This window comes from Nocardioides sp. J9 (assembly GCF_007829375.1).
Lineage (GTDB): Bacteria > Actinomycetota > Actinomycetes > Propionibacteriales > Nocardioidaceae > Nocardioides.
Window position 1 is genome coordinate 5,428 of the sequence record NZ_VLJQ01000132.1, and the last position, 15,141, is coordinate 20,568.

16 protein-coding genes and 1 pseudogene are annotated in these 15,141 nt (G+C 73.4%); 4 read left to right on the forward strand and 13 right to left on the reverse strand.

Features of this window, described 5'->3' with window-relative positions; all coding sequences use genetic code 11:
* The 7 genes and pseudogenes from L615_RS24495 to L615_RS24510 all read right to left on the reverse strand — a co-directional run.
* A partial coding sequence (locus tag L615_RS24495; RefSeq protein ID WP_261376808.1) for a cation:proton antiporter occupies positions 1 to 373 on the reverse strand: 373 nt, incomplete at its 3' end.
* Positions 373 to 2,238, reverse strand: coding sequence for a Na+/H+ antiporter NhaA (gene nhaA / locus L615_RS21730; RefSeq protein ID WP_222430659.1), 1,866 nt, complete (start codon positions 2,236 to 2,238; stop codon positions 373 to 375). The genes nhaA and L615_RS24495, both read right to left, overlap by 1 nt.
* 10 nt (positions 2,239 to 2,248) lie before the next feature.
* A complete protein-coding gene (locus tag L615_RS21735; RefSeq protein ID WP_261376809.1) occupies positions 2,249 to 3,307 on the reverse strand; it encodes a thiamine pyrophosphate-dependent enzyme in 1,059 nt (352 codons plus the stop codon).
* 247 nt (positions 3,308 to 3,554) lie between these two features.
* Positions 3,555 to 3,869 (reverse strand): annotated as a pseudogene (locus L615_RS24500) (thiamine pyrophosphate-binding protein); the annotation flags it as partial.
* A complete protein-coding gene (locus L615_RS21740) occupies positions 3,866 to 4,795 on the reverse strand; it encodes an o-succinylbenzoate synthase (protein WP_396954782.1) in 930 nt (309 codons plus the stop codon). The gene L615_RS21740 and the pseudogene L615_RS24500, both read right to left, overlap by 4 nt.
* 17 nt (positions 4,796 to 4,812) lie before the next feature.
* Complete coding sequence (locus L615_RS24505) at positions 4,813 to 5,274, reverse strand: class I adenylate-forming enzyme family protein (protein ID WP_261376810.1); 462 nt, start codon at positions 5,272 to 5,274, stop codon at positions 4,813 to 4,815.
* Entirely contained in the window at positions 5,220 to 5,906 is a 687-nt protein-coding gene (locus L615_RS24510) for an AMP-binding protein (protein ID WP_261376811.1), read from the reverse strand. The genes L615_RS24505 and L615_RS24510 overlap by 55 nt, the downstream gene beginning before the upstream one ends.
* Positions 5,907 to 5,943: 37 nt before the next feature.
* On the opposite strand from L615_RS24510, the gene L615_RS21750 reads away from it, so the two are divergent.
* From L615_RS21750 to L615_RS21760, 3 genes are all read left to right on the forward strand, one after another.
* Positions 5,944 to 7,287, forward strand: a complete 1,344-nt coding sequence (locus tag L615_RS21750; RefSeq protein ID WP_145726446.1) for an MFS transporter — start codon at positions 5,944 to 5,946, stop codon at positions 7,285 to 7,287.
* A gap of 223 nt (positions 7,288 to 7,510) precedes the next feature.
* Positions 7,511 to 8,785: an MFS transporter gene (locus tag L615_RS21755; RefSeq protein WP_145726447.1), complete on the forward strand. Its 1,275-nt coding sequence runs from the start codon at positions 7,511 to 7,513 to the stop codon at positions 8,783 to 8,785.
* Between the two features lie 10 nt (positions 8,786 to 8,795).
* Positions 8,796 to 9,680 carry a 1,4-dihydroxy-2-naphthoate polyprenyltransferase gene (locus L615_RS21760; protein ID WP_145726448.1) on the forward strand — a complete coding sequence of 295 codons (885 nt, stop codon included), beginning with the start codon at positions 8,796 to 8,798 and terminating at the stop codon, positions 9,678 to 9,680.
* Positions 9,681 to 9,940: 260 nt separating this feature from the next.
* Here L615_RS21760 and L615_RS21765 read toward each other — a convergent pair whose 3' ends face one another.
* A complete protein-coding gene (locus tag L615_RS21765) occupies positions 9,941 to 10,201 on the reverse strand; it encodes a DUF4229 domain-containing protein (RefSeq protein ID WP_028655602.1) in 261 nt (86 codons plus the stop codon).
* A gap of 84 nt (positions 10,202 to 10,285) precedes the next feature.
* Between L615_RS21765 and L615_RS21770 the strand changes: the two genes are divergently transcribed.
* Positions 10,286 to 10,522, forward strand: a complete 237-nt coding sequence (locus L615_RS21770; protein ID WP_051485745.1) for a hypothetical protein — start codon at positions 10,286 to 10,288, stop codon at positions 10,520 to 10,522.
* 28 nt (positions 10,523 to 10,550) lie between these two features.
* On the opposite strand, the gene ccsB is transcribed toward L615_RS21770, so the two are convergent.
* The 5 genes from ccsB to L615_RS23615 form a co-directional block, all read right to left on the reverse strand.
* Positions 10,551 to 11,567 (reverse strand): c-type cytochrome biogenesis protein CcsB, encoded by a 1,017-nt coding sequence (gene ccsB, locus L615_RS21775; RefSeq protein WP_145726449.1) that lies wholly within the window; start codon positions 11,565 to 11,567, stop codon positions 10,551 to 10,553.
* Positions 11,564 to 13,135 carry a cytochrome c biogenesis protein ResB gene (locus L615_RS21780; RefSeq protein ID WP_261376812.1) on the reverse strand — a complete coding sequence of 524 codons (1,572 nt, stop codon included), beginning with the start codon at positions 13,133 to 13,135 and terminating at the stop codon, positions 11,564 to 11,566. The genes ccsB and L615_RS21780 overlap by 4 nt, the downstream gene beginning before the upstream one ends.
* Positions 13,132 to 13,896 carry a cytochrome c biogenesis CcdA family protein gene (locus L615_RS21785; protein WP_028655600.1) on the reverse strand — a complete coding sequence of 255 codons (765 nt, stop codon included), beginning with the start codon at positions 13,894 to 13,896 and terminating at the stop codon, positions 13,132 to 13,134. The genes L615_RS21780 and L615_RS21785 overlap by 4 nt, the downstream gene beginning before the upstream one ends.
* 13 nt (positions 13,897 to 13,909) lie before the next feature.
* Entirely contained in the window at positions 13,910 to 14,491 is a 582-nt protein-coding gene (locus L615_RS21790) for a TlpA disulfide reductase family protein (protein ID WP_028655599.1), read from the reverse strand.
* The coding region (locus L615_RS23615) for a histidine phosphatase family protein (RefSeq protein ID WP_186449977.1) at positions 14,488 to 15,141 on the reverse strand (654 nt) is incomplete at its 5' end. The genes L615_RS21790 and L615_RS23615, both read right to left, overlap by 4 nt.

Sequence of the window (15,141 nt, forward strand, 5' to 3'; positions counted from 1 at the left end):
CCGGCGGGGCGACCACGGCGCCGATCGCGAGCGACAGCGGCCACCCGAGCTCCGGCACCACGAGGTGGACGGCGGCGCCGACGCCGACGGTGGTGAACGCGACGAGCCCGACGGAGAGCAGCAGGATCGGCTTCCTGTTGGCCGCGAAGTCGACGAGCGAGGTGTTCAGGGCAGCCGAGTAGAGCAGCGGCGGCAGGAGGCCGAGCAGGACGACCTCGGGCTCGAGCCGCACCTCCGGCACGCCCGGCAGCCAGGAGGCGACGGCGCCGACCACGACGAGCAGCAGCGGCGCGGGGAGGTCGGTGCGCCCGGCGACCGCGGTGACCGCCAGCACCGTCACGGCGATGGCGACCAGGAGCAGGGCGACCTCCATCAGGCTCCTTCCGCCTCCAGCGCGGCGATCAGGCTGCGCGCGTCGAACGGGCCGACGTGCCGGCGCTCGCCGATGAAGAAGGTCGGCGTGCCGCGCACCCCGCTGGCGTCGGCGCTCGCGGCGTCGCGGGCCACCCGCTCGGCCAGCTCGGTGTCGTCGAGGTCGGCGGTGAACTGCTCCACGTCGAGGCCGAGCTCGGCGGCGTACCCGATGAGGTCGTCGCGCTCGAGGTGGTCCTGGCAGGTGAACAGCAGCTCGTGCATGTCCCAGTAGCGACCCTGCCGTCCAGCGGCCTCGGCAGCGATGCCCGCGAGCACGGCGTGCGGGTGGACGTCGAGCGGCAGGTGGCGCGGCACGTAGCGCAACCGGTCACCGAAGTACTCCCGGACCTCGTTCGCCGCGCCGGTCGCACGGGCGCAGAACGGGCACTCGAAGTCGAGGTACTCCACGAGGGTGAGGGGTGCGTCGACCGGGCCCAGGACGTGGTCGTGCCGCGGGTCGACCGGGTCGCTGAGGGTCATCGGCAGGCTCGCGTCGCGCTGGTCGAACACGGTCGCGGCAACGGCGAAGACGACCCAGCCGACGACGACGGCGAGCACCGCGGCCAGCAGCACGCCGACCTTCGCCTGGTCCTGCAGCGTCTCGTCGGTGAAGGCCAGCCCGACGATGAGCAGCGACACGGTGAACCCGATGCCGGACAGCGCGGCGCCGCCGAGGATGTGGCCGGGCGCGACGCCGTCGGGCAGCGCGCCCCACCGCAGCCGCGCGGCGGTGAGCGCGCCGACGCCGATGCCTGCGGTCTTGCCGGCGACGAGGCCGACCACCACGCCCCACGTGACCGGCGAGGAGAGCGCGTCGCCGAGCACCCCGTCGCGCAGGTCGATGCCGGCGTTCGCCAGCGCGAAGACGGGTACGACGACGTAGCTGGTCCAGCCGTGCAGCACCTCCTGCAGCCGCTCGTTCACCGACACCGCGCGGTTGAGGCCCTGCCGTGCCTCGCGCTGCACCTCCGGCAGCGGCGACTGCTGGAAGCGACGCACCCGGTCGGCGGCCTCCTGCACGAGCGCCCGGTCGGCGGTGACCGCCGGGACCAGGAGGCCGGACACCATGCCGGCGATGGAGGCGTGGATCCCGGACTCGAGGGTGGCGACCCACAGCACGACCACGGTGGCGACGTACGGCGAGGCGCGCCACTCCCCGCGGCGGTCCAGGACGACCAGCACGACCAGGCAGGCGGCGGCGACGGCGAGCGCGGTGAGGTCGGCGCCGTCGGAGTACACGACGCCGATGACGGTGACCGCGACGATGTCGTCGATGACGGTGAGGGTGAGCAGGAAGATCCGCAGCTGGGTCGACACGCTGGGGCCGACGAGGGCCAATGTGCCGAGCAGGAACGCGGTGTCGGTGCCGATCACGATGCCCCAGCCGGCGGCGGAGTCGCCGGACGGGTTGAGCAGCAGGTAGAGCAGCGCGGGGACGACCATGCCGCCGACGCCGGCGAGGACCGGGATCACCAGGCGCCGTCGCTCGGTCAGCTCGCCGACCGCGAACTCGCGACGCACCTCGAGCCCGATGACGAAGAAGAAGATCACCATCAGGCCGTCGTTGACCCAGTGGTGGAGGTCCATCGTGATGCCGTCCCCGGCGAGGGTCACCGACAGCGTCTGGTGCCACAGGTCCTCGTAGCTGTCCGACCACGGGGAGTTCGCCCACAGCAGCGCGACGAGCGCGACGGCGACCAGCAGGCCGGCGCTCGCGGCCTCGGTGTGGATGAAGTGCCGCAGGGACGGCGCGATGCGGCCCTCGTGCGGGCTCTGCTGGTCGTCGACGCCGGAGTCGGGAGCCGGCTGCGCGTCGCTGACCACGTCCTCCAGACTAGCGGGCGCCCGACGCGGCGAGGTCGCGCAAGCGGCCGTCGAGCTCGCGCCGCCCGGCCCGGCTGACGACGGCCTCGACGACCTCGATCCCGCCGTTCGGGGAGGCCAGGGCCTGCTCGAGCTCGAGGCGCGAGGTGACCCGCAGGTGCGGGACGCGGACGGCCGCGCACAGGCTGGCGAGGTCGGTGCCGTGCGGGGTGCCGAAGAGCCGCTCGAAGGACGCCGCGTGCGCCGGTGCGCCCTGCTCGAGCACGGAGAAGATCGCGCCGCCGTCGTCGTTGGCGACCACGATGGTCAGGTCGGGCCGGGGCTCGTCGGGGCCGAGCACGAGCGCGTTCTGGTCGTGCAGGAAGGTCAGGTCGCCGACCAGCGCGAGGCTGCGGGTGGACGCCGGGCGCCCGAGGGCGGCGCCGATCGCGGTGCTGAGCGTGCCGTCGATGCCGGCGAGCCCGCGGTTGGCGACCACCTTGCGGCGGCTCCCGACCGGGGTGGGGCGGGCCATCACGTCGAGGTCACGTACCGGGCTGGAGGCCCCCACGACGAGCAAGCCCCCGGCGGGCAGCGCGGCGTGCGTGGCCGCCGCGACGTCGTACGGCGTGAGGGCGGGCTCCTCGGCGACGAGCCGGTCGACGCGGCGGGCGAGGTCACGGTCGGCCTCGCGCCAGGCGTCCAGCCAGGCCGGGTCGTCGGGCTCCTCCCCCACCCAGCGCGGCGTGCCGATGGCGGAGGACCCCGGTGGGGCGGGCGGCCACACGCCGCGGCCCGGCACGACCAGCACCTCGACGTCGGGGCTCTCCAGCAGCCGGGTGACCGGGCGGGACAACGTGGGCCGGCCGTGGACGACGACCCGCTCGACCTGCGCGCCGAGGTCGGTGCCGAGCAGCAGCCGGTAGGTCCGGATCGCGTTGTCGCCGGTGCGGGCCCCGCTGCTGGGCTCGGCGAGCAGCGGCCACCCGGCCTCCTCGCCGTGCCTGTGGCCCCGCGTCGTCGCCAGCCACGACGACGGTGCGGGGCCCCCTGCGGAGGTCGTGCGGCGGTGGTCCCGGGTCAACAGCACCGCGACACGCCGTCGGAAGGTGCTTGTGACCCGGGACTACCCCGGTCGGCGCGACGGGCACGTCCGGGACGAGCGGGGCGTCGAGCTGGAGGTTGAGGTGGGCGGGGGCGCCGGCGGGGGCGGTGGTCACGGCGTCGAGGTCGGCCACGGACGCGAGGTCGTGGGTGGCGACGAAGGGGCTGAAGATGCCGACCTGGTCGGTGGTCTGGTTGGCGCCGGTGCCGCGCAGCCGGGCGGGGCGGTCGGCGGAGACGACGACGAGGTCGAGGCCGGAGTGGGCGGCCTCGAGGACGGCGGGGTGCAGGTTCGCCACCGCCGTGCCGGAGGTGGTGACGACCGCGGCGCGGGCGCCCACCTTGGTCAGCCCCAGGGCAAGGAAGCCCGCGGTGCGCTCGTCGATCCGCGTGTGCAGGCGCGGGCCGTCGGCCTGCGCGGCCGCCCACAGCGCGAACAGGAGCGGTGCGTTGCGCGACCCGGGCGCGGCGACGACGTCGGTGACGCCGGCCCGCTGCAGCCAGGCCACGCAGCCCGCGGCGAGGGACGCGGCGTCGTCGGTGCTCATGGGCGACGATCCTCCCGCAACGCGCGTACGGCGGCGAGGCGGGCCGCCCAGTGGTCGACCCGGTCCGGGGAGGCGGTGACCCGCTCGACCTCGTCGGCGTCGACCACCGGCCGCCGCACGGGCAGCGCGCCGTCGACCGGCAGCAGCGACTCGGTGACCACGTCGGCGGTCAGCAGCTGCACCGTGGCCAGGCCGCAGGCGTGCGGCAGCGACGGCAGCGCCGCGGCCAGCGCGACGCCCGCGGCGATGCCGACCGAGGTCTCCAGGGCCGACGACACCACGACGGGGAGCCCGATCCGCTCGGCGACCTCGAGGCAGGCCCGCACGCCGCCGAGCGGCTGCACCTTGAGCACCGCGATGTCGGCTGCCTCGAGGTCGCGCACGCGGTAGGGGTCCTCGGCGCGACGGATCGACTCGTCGGCGGCGATCGGCACGTCGACGCGGCGTCGCACGCGGGCGAGGTCCTCGACGGACGCGACCGGCTGCTCGACGTACTCCAGGCCGCCGGCGGCGCGGTCGAGCCGGCCGATCGCGGTGACGGCCTCGTCGACGCTCCAGCCGCCGTTGGCGTCGACGCGGACGTGCCCGTCGGGGCCGAGCGCGTCGCGGACCGCCTCGACCCGGGCCTCGTCGTCGGCGGTCGTCTGGCCGGGCTCGGCGACCTTGACCTTGGCGGTGCGGCACCCGCCGGCGCGGACGATCTCGTGCGCCCGCTCCGGGCCGACCGCGGGCACGGTGACGTTGACCGGCACCGAGGTGCGCACCGGGGCGGGCCAGTCGCCGGCCATCGCTTCCTCCGCGCAGCGCAGCCACGGCTCGGCGACCTCGGGCGGGTACTCCAGGAACGGGCTCCACTCGCCCCACCCGGCGGGGCCGCGCAGCAGGGCCACCTCACGCACGGTGATGCCGCGGAAGCGGGTGCGCATCGGGATCGCGACGACCTTCACGCGCCGGCCTCCTCGAGGGCGAGGGCGCGCAGCGCCCGCCGGTCGGGCTTGCCGTTCTCCAGCAGCGGCACCGCGTCGAGGACGACCCACTGCCGCGGCGCCCACGCGCGCGGGTGCTCGGCGGCGACCCAGTCGCGCAGCGCGTCCGGCTCCACCTCCCCGGCGCGTGGCACGACGAAGCCGACCACGCGGTTGCCCCACTCGTCGTCGGGGACGCCGAGCACCTCGGCCTCCGCGATCCCGGGGTGCTGGCGCAGCCGCTCCGCCACGGCCGGGCCGGGGACGTTGAGGCCGCCGCTGACGACGACGTCGTCGAGCCGGCCGATGAGCGCGAGCCGGCCGTCCTCGTCGAGCCGGCCGGCGTCGGAGGTGAGGAACCACCCGTCGACGAGCACCTCACGGGTCAGGTCCGGCCGGCCGTCGTACCCGGCGAAGAGGGTGGGGCCGGCGATCCGCACCCGCCCGCCCTCGCCGATGGCGACCGCGACGCCGTCGAGCGGGACGCCGTCGTAGACGCAGCCGCCGGCGGTCTCGGCCCGCAGGGACGCACCGATCGGGCCGCCGCCGNCCGCACCCGCCCGCCCTCGCCGATGGCGACCGCGGCCGAGCCGTAGGTGGCGACGACGTGCACGCCGGCGTCCGCCGCCCGGGCCCGCAGGGACGCACCGATCGGGCCGCCGCCGAGCAGCACGGTGTGGGCGCGGCGCAGTGCGGCGAGGTCCTCGGGCTGGTCGAGCATCCGGGTGAGCTGGGTCGGCACGAGGGAGACGAACCAGCCCTCGCCGTCGGGCCAGCCGTCGCGGTCGAGCAGCACCGCGTCGTGCCCGGCGACCAGCGAGCGCAGCACGACCTGCACGCCGGCGACGTACGTCGCGGGCAGGGCCAGCACCCACCTGCCGGTCGCACCCAGCCGGGCCGCGGACGCGGCGATCGAGGCGAGCACCGCGGCCCGCGGCAGCCGCACCCGCTTGGGCTCGCCGGTCGAGCCGGAGGTGGCGACCACGAGCGGGACGTCGTCGGCGCCGTCGAGCCAGGCTCGCGCCTGCTCGACGACGTCGGTCGCAGGACCGGCGGGCGCCCAGAAACTCACACGACAAAACCTAGTCCCGGCGAGAAGATGTCCGGCGATGAGCATCTCTGCCGCGACGGTGGACCGTGGTTTCTGGCGGCGCCTGGTCCCTCCCACGCCCATGTCCCGCCGGCTCGCGACGCAGTCGATCCTCTTCTCCACCGGCGAGGGCGCCTTCAACACCGGCAGCGCCGTCTTCCTCACCCAGGTCGTCGGGATGTCGGCCAGCAAGGTCGGCCTGGCGCTGACGATCGTCAACGTCGCGGAGTTCCTGCTCGCCTACCCTGCCGGCCGCCTCGTCGACCACCTCGGGCCGAAGCGGGTGTGGGCCGCGACCACGTGGGGCCGCGCCGCCTGCTTCCTCGCGCTGCCGTTCGTCGGCTCGTTCGAGCAGTACCTCACGGTCGGCCTGTTCTTCGCGGTGTTCGGCTCGGCGGGCCACTCCAGCTACCAGGCGTACGTCGTCGACGTGCTCCCCCGCAAGGAGCGGGTCGAGACGCAGGCCTACCTCTACTCCGCGCTCAACCTCGGGTTCACCCTCGGCGCGGTCGTCGGCGGCATCGCGCTGGCGACCGGCAGCCTCGACGTCATCCGCTGGTCCCCGTGGTTCGCGGCGCTGCTGATGGCGGTCAACGGGTTCTGGATCACCCGGCTCCCGGCGGCGCCGCACGACCTGCGCGTGCGCAGCGGCGCGGCGCGAGTGCGCCCGAGCGGCCCGGGCCCGCTGCGCAACCGCGGCTGGATACTCGTCACCTTCTGCCTCGGCGTGCTCTGGACCAACCAGACCCTGCTCAACGTGGTGATCCCGCTGTGGCTGGTGGAGGCCACCGACGCCCCGCACGTGCTGCTGGCCTGGCTGTTCGGCACCAACACGGTGCTGTGCATCTTCCTGCCGGCGTACACCTCGAAGGGGGTGCGCGACCTGCGCGACGCGATGCGCTACGTGTGGATCTCCACGGCGTTCTTCGTGGTCTCGTGCCTGATCACGATGGTCACGCACTCGACCGTCGGCCTGGTGACCGTGCTGCTGGTGTGGCTGGGGCACGTGACGGTGACCGGCGCGGAGCTGTTCGTCTCCGGGGCCAGCTGGTCGGTCCAGGCCGAGCTGATGGACCCGCGGCGGCGCGGGGAGTACCAGGGTGTCGGCGACGTCAGTCGTGCCCTCGGCTCGATGTGGGCGCCGGCGCTGTTCACCTTCCTCGCGATGGAGTGGGGCGCCGACGGGTGGCTGGTCATCGCGGGCATCGTCGTGGCCGCGTCCGCGCTGATGGGGCCCTCGCTGGGCATGGCCACCCGCTTCCGCGACCGGCACTTCCCCCTCGACCAACAGCCGGTCGTCGCGACCGAGGCGGTGGCGGGCGAGGCCGTGGCGGGCGAGGTCACCGGCCCAGCAGCCCCCTGATCCGGGCCAGGCCCCGCCGGGTCGTCGCGAGGTCCTCGGCGCCGAGCTCCTGACGCAGGCTCCTGGACCGCGACGCCGTGCTGGGAGCGGGCCTGTCGATCGAGGCGACGAGCGGATCGGCGTTCGGACGCCCGGACCGGGCCCGCCAGCTCGCTGGCACGATGCCCGAGCCCGACCACGAAACCGTTCGACAGCCAACGCGGATCGTCGTACGGTTGTCTTGATGTCAAGATATCTTCCGGAGCGCGTCGCGCGCCTCGCCGGCCCCACCTCGCTCGTGCGCCGTCTGTCGGTCCAGTCGGTGCTCTCCGCGTTCGGCGACGGGGTCTTCCTCACCGGCAGCGCGGTCTTCTTCACCCAGGTCGTGGGGCTGTCCGCCGCGCAGGTCGGCCTCGGCCTGTCGATCGCCGGTGCGGTCACCTTCCTGCTCGCCGTGCCGCTCGGGAAGGTCAGCGACCGCTTCGGTGCGAAGCGGGTGTGGATGCTGTCCTCGCTGGTCGAGGCGCTGCTCTACCTCGCCTGGCTGCTGGCGGGCGGCTTCGCCACCTTCGTGGCGGTGCTCGTCGTGCTGCAGCTGGTGACGACCGCGAGCCGCTCGGCCCGCAACGCCTACCGCTTCGACATCTTCCCGCGCGAGGAGCGGGTCTCCTCCAACGCGTACTTCCGTGCCGCCCGCAACGTCGGCTACACCCTCGGCGCCCTGCTCGCCGGCATCGCCCTGGCCACCAACGACGACGGCGTGATCCGCCTCGTCCCGGTCGCCACCGCGGCCCTGCTCGTGCTGAACGCTGCGCTCGTCGCGCGGATGCCGTCGGTGGTCCACCACGCCGAGGAGGCGCCGCTCGCGACGGCGCTCGAGGAGGCGGGCGACCGGCGCAGCGCCCTGCGCAACCGGGCGTACGTCGCCATGGCGGTCCTGGGCGGCGTGCTCGGCACGCACCAGGTGCTGCTCAACGTCGTCATCCCGCTGTGGCTGGTCGAGGAGACCGACGCCCCACGGGTCCTGCTCGCGTGGCTCTTCGGCACCAACACGGTGATGGCCGTCCTGCTGCAGGTCGCGGCCGCACGCGGCATCACCACCGTCGCCGACTCCCTGCGCGCCCAGCGCCGCGGGGCCTTCTTCTTCGTGCTCTCCTGCGGCATCGTGCTGGTCACCCACGACACCGTCGGCTGGGTGACGATCCTGCTGGTCTGGATCGGCCACGTCACCGTCACCGGCGCCGAGCTCTTCCAGTCCGCCGGCGAGTGGGGCCTGCAGGCCGAGCTCAGCGACCCGCGCCGCCGCGGGGAGTACCAGGGCGTCTCGCAGCTCGGCTACACCCTCGGCACCGTGTGGGCACCTGCGCTCTACACCTGGCTCGCCATGGAGTGGGGCGCCCGCGGCTGGCTGGTCATCGCCGGCATCGTCGTCGTCGCGGCCGTCCTCATCCACCCCGCCGCCCGCGCCGCCGAGCGACACCTGACCCGGCTGGGCGTGGCGGCACCCGACCCTGCTTGAATCGACCGCTATGGCCACCGCGAAGCACTGGATTGCCGGCGCCCGACTCCGCACCCTGCCGGCCGCCCTGGCACCGGTGCTGGTCGGCACGGCCGTCGCCGTGCACGACGACCGCTCGGTGTGGTGGAAGGCGCTGCTCGCGATGGTCGTCAGCCTCGCGCTCCAGGTCGGCGTCAACTACGCCAACGACTACTCCGACGGCGTCCGCGGCACCGACGACGAGCGGGTCGGCCCGCTGCGCCTGGTCGGCTCCGGGCTCGCCACCCCGGCCGCGGTGAAGCGCGCGGCCTTCCTCTGCTTCGGCGTCGCCGCCGTCGCGGGCCTGGTCATCGCCGCCACCACCGCCTGGTGGCTGGTGGCGGTCGGCGCCGCCTGCGTGGTGGCGGCCTGGTACTACACCGGCGGCTCGAAGCCCTACGGCTACCTCGGCCTCGGCGAGGTGATGGTCTTCGTGTTCTTCGGCCTCGTCGCCACCGTCGGCACCACCTGGGTGCAGACCGAGCGCTGGGGCGACGCCGGCTGGGCCTCGGTCGCCGCCGGCACCGGCGTCGGTGCCCTGGCCTGCGCCATCCTCGTGGCCAACAACCTGCGCGACATCCCGACCGACGAGGTGGCGGGCAAGATCACCCTCGCCGTGCGACTGGGCGACCGCCGTACGCGCGGGTTCTACGCGCTCCTCGTCGCCGTCTCCGCCGCGGCCGTCGTCGTCCTCGCCGCCCTCACCACCTGGTGGGCCCTGCTCGGCCTCGGCTTCCTGCTGCCGGCCCTGCGCGCCACCCGGACCGTCCTCGGCGGCGCCGGCGGCCCGGCCCTCATCCCCGTCCTCCAGCAGACCGGCGTCGCCGAGCTCGGCTGGGCGGTCCTCGCCGGCATCGGCCTCGTCCTCGCTCGTTGAGACGTCACTTCTGGCTCGTCGAGACGTCAGTTCTGGCGCGTCGAGGCGTCAGTTCTGGCCTGTTGAAGCGTCAGAATTGGCCGGTCGAGTCGTCACTTCCGGCAGGTCGAGGCGTCAGCTCGTACGACGTCGCCGTACGTGACCGCTCGACGCGCCATTCCTGACGTCTCGACGCGCCATTCCTGACGTCTCGACGCGCCAGAACCGACCACTCGACCGACGAGAAGTGACGTCTCAACGAGACGAGGGACCCGGGAGGGTCAGTCCTCGTCCTCCTTGGACCGCATGTCGTCGTACTTCTTGCTGATCCGGCCGGCGCGGTCCTCGACCCGGAGCGCGAACGCGTTGCGCTGCCGCTCGAGGAGGACGTACGACGCCAGGCCGCTGACCAGGAAGGCGATCACGATGACGAGGAGGAGGTTCACCGAGTCAGCGATGAGGAACCACAGCCCGAAGACGATGCAGAACGCGCCGACGAAGAGGCCGACGCGCATGGCCGTGTAGATCCAGAACTCCTTCACTCCCCAAGGATAAGTCGCACCGTTGCCGGATCGAGACCCGGGGACCGGCCCCGCCGTCACCACGTCGGCCCTACTCTTGGTCGTGTGAAGCTGCTGCTCGTCGTCGTGATCTTCGCGGCGGTCACCTACCTCGCGATCCGCTGGATGCAGGACCGCGGGTTCGGTGGCGAGCAGGTGCCGCGCCGCCCCACCCGGCCCCGTCCGCCGACGCGTCCGGTCGCACCGGACGACGACGAGGCGTTCCTGCGCGAGCTGGAGTGGAAGCGCCGCCAGGCCGAGCGGCACAAGCCCGACCCGCCGGACGGCACCGGCCCCCAGTAGCAGCCGGCCCCGCCGGGGTCAGCCGAGATCAGCGGACGTCGACGGTGCTGCCGACGGTGCTGTCCACGATGCGCTCGGCGGCGTACGAGTGCTGGCTCGTGGTCGAGAAGTAGTTGATCCCGATGAAGTTGAACCACAGGGTGGCCAGGCCGACCAGCGCGAGCATCGCCGCACGGCGGCCCTTCCAGCCGGCGGTCGCCCGGGCGTGCAGGTAGCCCGCGTAGACGACCCAGGTGATGAACGCCCAGACCTCCTTGGGGTCCCAGTTCCAGTAGCGCGACCAGGCCTCGTGCGCCCAGATCGGGCCGGTGATGAGGACGGCGAAGGTCCACACGGGGAACGCGAAGGCGTGCACGCGGTAGGCGAGGCGGTCCAGCGCGTCCGGCTGCGGCACCCGGGCCAGCCAGCCGCTGACCTCGCGGCCGGCGGCAGCCGCCTTGCGGTCGGCACGGGCGCGGACCAGGAACATGATCGAGGCGATGCCGCCGATGGTGAAGGCGCCGGTCGCGATCACTGCGGACACGACGTGGATGACCAGCCACGGCGAGTTGAGCGCCTCGGTGAGAGGGGCGACGGAATCGTGCAGCCAGATCACGGCGACCATCAGCGTGGACACCACGAAGCAGACGACCAGCGGGCCCATCCACGCCAGGTTGAAGCGGCGGTAGAGCACGACGTAGAGCAGCGTGACGACGAAGGTGCCGCTCAGCGTGAACTCGTACATGTTGCCCCAGGGCACGCGGTTCGGGTCCGCGGCCATGCCGCGCCCGACGAGGGACACCAGGTGGGCCACGCAGGCCAGGCAGGTGAGCAGGAACCCGAGCCGGCCCAGGAAGGCGACCCGGTGTGACTCCCCCTCAGCGGGTACGACGGCAGCCTGCTCCGCCTCCGGTGCGCCAGCGCCGGCGGCGACCAGCTCACGCGTGGCGGCCGGCTGGCGCAGCGCCGCCCACTCCGCGAGGTGCACCAGCAGCGCCAGGAAGTACAGGACGCCGGCCACGGCGACCGTCTGGTTGCTCAGGGTCTCCCACTGGGTGTCACTCACTGTGCCTTCTCCTTGAGGCGGTCCAGCAGGGTGGAGAGGACCTCGCCCATCTCCCCGTTGCCGGACCTGTCGAGCACGGCGACCTCGACCCGAGTGCCGCCGTCATCGGTCATTGTGCCGGGCACCGCCCGCACCCACACCCGGCGAGGCCGGATGAAGAGCGACGCGCAGAGCCCGATGAGGGCGAGGACGACGCCGATGAGGGCGACCTCCTTGCCCGGCGTCTGGCTGATCTGGACCCGGATCCAGGGCTTCACCTCGTCGAAGGTGACCGAGCCGAGCCCGTCGGGCAGCTCGAAGGTGTCACCGGGCTGCAGGTCGACGCGCACCGGCTTGCCGTCGACCTCGACGAGCTCGGCGTCGGTCTTGTCGAGGACGTAGATCGACTGCGAGCGGCCGGAGTCGTAGCCGAGGTCGCCGGTGTAGGCGAGCATCGACAGGGTCGGGTTGAGGTCGTCGCCGAAGACCGTGACCGGGTTGCCGTCGCGCATGTCGAAGGACGGGTAGAACAGGCCCTCCAGGCCGAGCTGCGGGTCCACGACCGGGGGCTTGATGACCCCGAAGGACAGGAAGCTGGCGTCCTGCGGGAGGAAGACGGTCGGGCCGGTGTAGGTCACCTCGCCCTCGGCGTCGCGCACGGTGACGACCGGCGCGTAGCCGTGGCCGATCAGGAAGACGTCGGTGCCGTCGACCTCGAGCGGGTGGTTGACCCGCAGGTCGTACTCCTTGCGCTCGCCGTCGCGGCCCTGCTGGTAGGTCAGGTGCGCCTCGAACTTGCGCGCCTGCCCGGTCCGCGGACCCTCCTTGAGCCACTCGACCTCGAAGTCCTCGACGGTGAACCGGAAGTCCTCCATCTGCTGCTGGCGGAACAACCCGCCCGGCTTGAAGTCGTCGTACTGCGTGAGGTTGTTGCTGAAGGTGCTGCCCTCGACGAGGATCACGCCACCCTGGTAGCCCCACAGCCCGCCGACGGCGAAGCCGGCGAGCACGACGAGCACCGAGAGGTGGAAGAGCAGGTTGCCGGCCTCGCGCAGGTGCCCGCGCTCCGCAGCGACGAAGTCGTCCCCCGGCCCGGTCCGCCGCAGCCGGTGGCCGCGCCCGAGCACCTCGCGGGCCCGGGCGAGCACCTCGTCGGCCGCCAGGTCCGTCGTGTACGACGCGTGGACGGGCATCCGGGTGAGGTGGCGCGGCGCCGCGGGCGGCTCGGCGCGCAGGGCCCGGAAGTAGACGAACAGCCGCGGCACGATGCAGCCGACGAGCGAGACGACGAGCAGCAGGTAGATCGCGGAGAACCACGGCGAGGAGTAGACCGAGAACAGGTCGAGCCGCTCGTAGAGCGGCGTCAGCTTCGGGTGCTCGTCCTTCCACCGGGTGACGGCGAGCGAGTCGACGTCGGCCTGCGGGATCACCGACCCCGGGATGGCGGCGAGGGCGAGCAGCAGGAGCAGCACCAGCGCCGTCCTCATCGAGGTGACCTGGCGCCACGTCCAGCGCAGCAGCTCGCGCGCGGTGAGCTCCCCGGGCCGCCGCTCCTCGCTGCGCGGGGCCTGCTCGGTTCCGGTCGTCACAGCGCGGTCTCCCCGAACTCGACGGTGCGCAGCTGGGCCCACTGCACGACGTGGTCCCACCAGCCGGTGACCATGAGGAGCCCGATCACGACGAGGAAGGCGCCACCGACCCGCATGAATGCCAGCTGGTGGCGGCGCACCCAGCCCAGGGCGCGGGAGAGGCGGTTGTAGAGGACCGCGACGACGACGAACGGCAGGCCCAGGCCGAGCGCGTAGCACAGCGCGAGCAGCCCGCCGCGGGCCGCGGTCGCGCCGTCGGCGAAGGTCAGGTTGAGGATCACGCCGAAGGTCGGGCCGACGCACGGCGTCCACCCGATCGCGAAGAGGGCGCCGATCAGCGGGGCGGCGCCGAGGCCGACCGCGGGCACCTTGTGGATGCGCAGGTCGCGCTGGAAGATCGACAGCACGCCGGCGAAGACCAGGCCGAGCACGACGAGCACGACGCCGAGGCCGAGCTGGAGCTCGTCCTGCCAGCGCCGCAGCGGCCGGCCGATCGAACCGAAGGCGGTGCCGTAGAAGACGAAGACGACGGCGAAGCCGAGCACGAAGAGGATCGACCCGAGCAACATCCGGCCGCGGCGGTTGCCCGCCTCACCGGCGGCGAGGTCGGCGCCGGACAGGCCGGTCGCGTAGGAGAGGTAGCCGGGCAGCAGCGGCAGGACGCACGGGGAGAAGAAGGAGACCAGCCCGGCGATCGCGGCGACCGGGATCGCCAGGCCGAGCGACCCGGCGGCCGCCTGCTCCTGGAACCACTCACCCATCAGACGGTCCCCATCAGGCGCTCTCCGCCAGGACGTCCTCGACGAGGGTGACCAGGGTGCCCTTCGACGGCACGGGGCCGTTGATCAGGGCCGCGACCCGACCGTCGGGGTCGAGGACCAGCGTCGCCGGCATCGACGGCGGCGCGTAGTCGCCCAGCGCGAGCAGGGACTCGCTGCCCGGGTCGTAGAGCGAGGGGTAGTCGACGCCGCGGTCCCGCTCGAAAGCCGCGGCGTTCTCGGGCGCGAGGTCACGGATGTTGATGCCGACGAAGGCGACCCGGTCGGGCTGGTCCTCGCCGAGCTGGTCCTCGGCGTCGACGAGCATCGGCATCTCGGTGCGGCACGGGCCGCAGCCGGACCACCAGACGTTGAGGACCACGGCCTTGCCGCGCAGGTCGGTCACGTCGAGCGGCTCGCCCTGGACCGTCGTACCGCTGATCTCGACGGGGTCCTGCCGCTTCTCCGTCGCGACCTGGACGATCGCGCCGCTGCCCCCGACGTACTCGAGGTCGCCCGTCCCGCCGACGTCGGTGCACGCAGTCGTCAGCAGGGGTACGACGGCCAGGGCGGCCGCCGCGCGGGCGAGGCGCATCATGCCGGCGGCGTCCCCTCCGGCTTGTTCTCCTCGGGGGCGTCACCGGCCGAGAACGGCGCGGCGATGTCGCCGGTCGGGATGAGGTCGATCGCCGGCTCGGCGTAGGAGATCTCGACGAGCCGGTCGCCGGCGAACCCGAAGGAGGTGATCGAGCACAGGGTGCACTGCCGCTTGCGCGGGTCGTGCAGGAAGGAGCGCTTCTCCGCCGCCAGGCGGGTCGTCCAGATCGGCAGCTGGTGGGAGACCAGGACGGCCTCGTGGCCCTCGGCCTCGAGGCGCGCGTCGTGGACGGCGGCCATCATCCGGGCGACGATCGCCTTGTACGGCTCGCCCCACGACGGCCGGAACGGGTTGTAGAGGTGGCGCCACAGCAGCGGGTTGCGCAGCGCGTTGTTGCCCTTGCCGAAGGTCAGGCCCTCGAACCGGTTCTCCGACTCGATGACCCGCGGCTCCGGGCCGACCTCGAGCCCGAGCACGGCGGCGAGCGGCGCGGCGGTCTCCTGCGCCCGCTCGAGCGGCGAGGAGCGGATGACGGTGATGTCGTTGCCCTGGAGGGCCTCGGCGACACGGTCGGCCATCGCGCGGCCGCGGGTCGAGAGGTGGAAGCCGTCGCGGCGAGGACCTGCTGGACGGCCCGGTCGTCGTGCGAG

Excerpts from the sequence above, each read along its gene's own strand:
- L615_RS21785 (WP_028655600.1), bottom strand. The coding sequence starts at position 13,896 with ATGGGTGAGTGGTTCCAGGAGCAGGCGGCCGCCGGGTCGCTCGGCCTG.
- L615_RS21750 (WP_145726446.1), top strand. The coding sequence starts at position 5,944 with ATGAGCATCTCTGCCGCGACGGTGGACCGTGGTTTCTGGCGGCGCCTG.
- L615_RS21790 (WP_028655599.1), bottom strand. The coding sequence starts at position 14,491 with ATGATGCGCCTCGCCCGCGCGGCGGCCGCCCTGGCCGTCGTACCCCTG.
- L615_RS21760 (WP_145726448.1), top strand. The coding sequence starts at position 8,796 with ATGGCCACCGCGAAGCACTGGATTGCCGGCGCCCGACTCCGCACCCTG.
- L615_RS21755 (WP_145726447.1), top strand. The coding sequence starts at position 7,511 with ATGTCAAGATATCTTCCGGAGCGCGTCGCGCGCCTCGCCGGCCCCACC.
- L615_RS21740 (WP_396954782.1), bottom strand. The coding sequence starts at position 4,795 with ATGCGCACCCGCTTCCGCGGCATCACCGTGCGTGAGGTGGCCCTGCTG.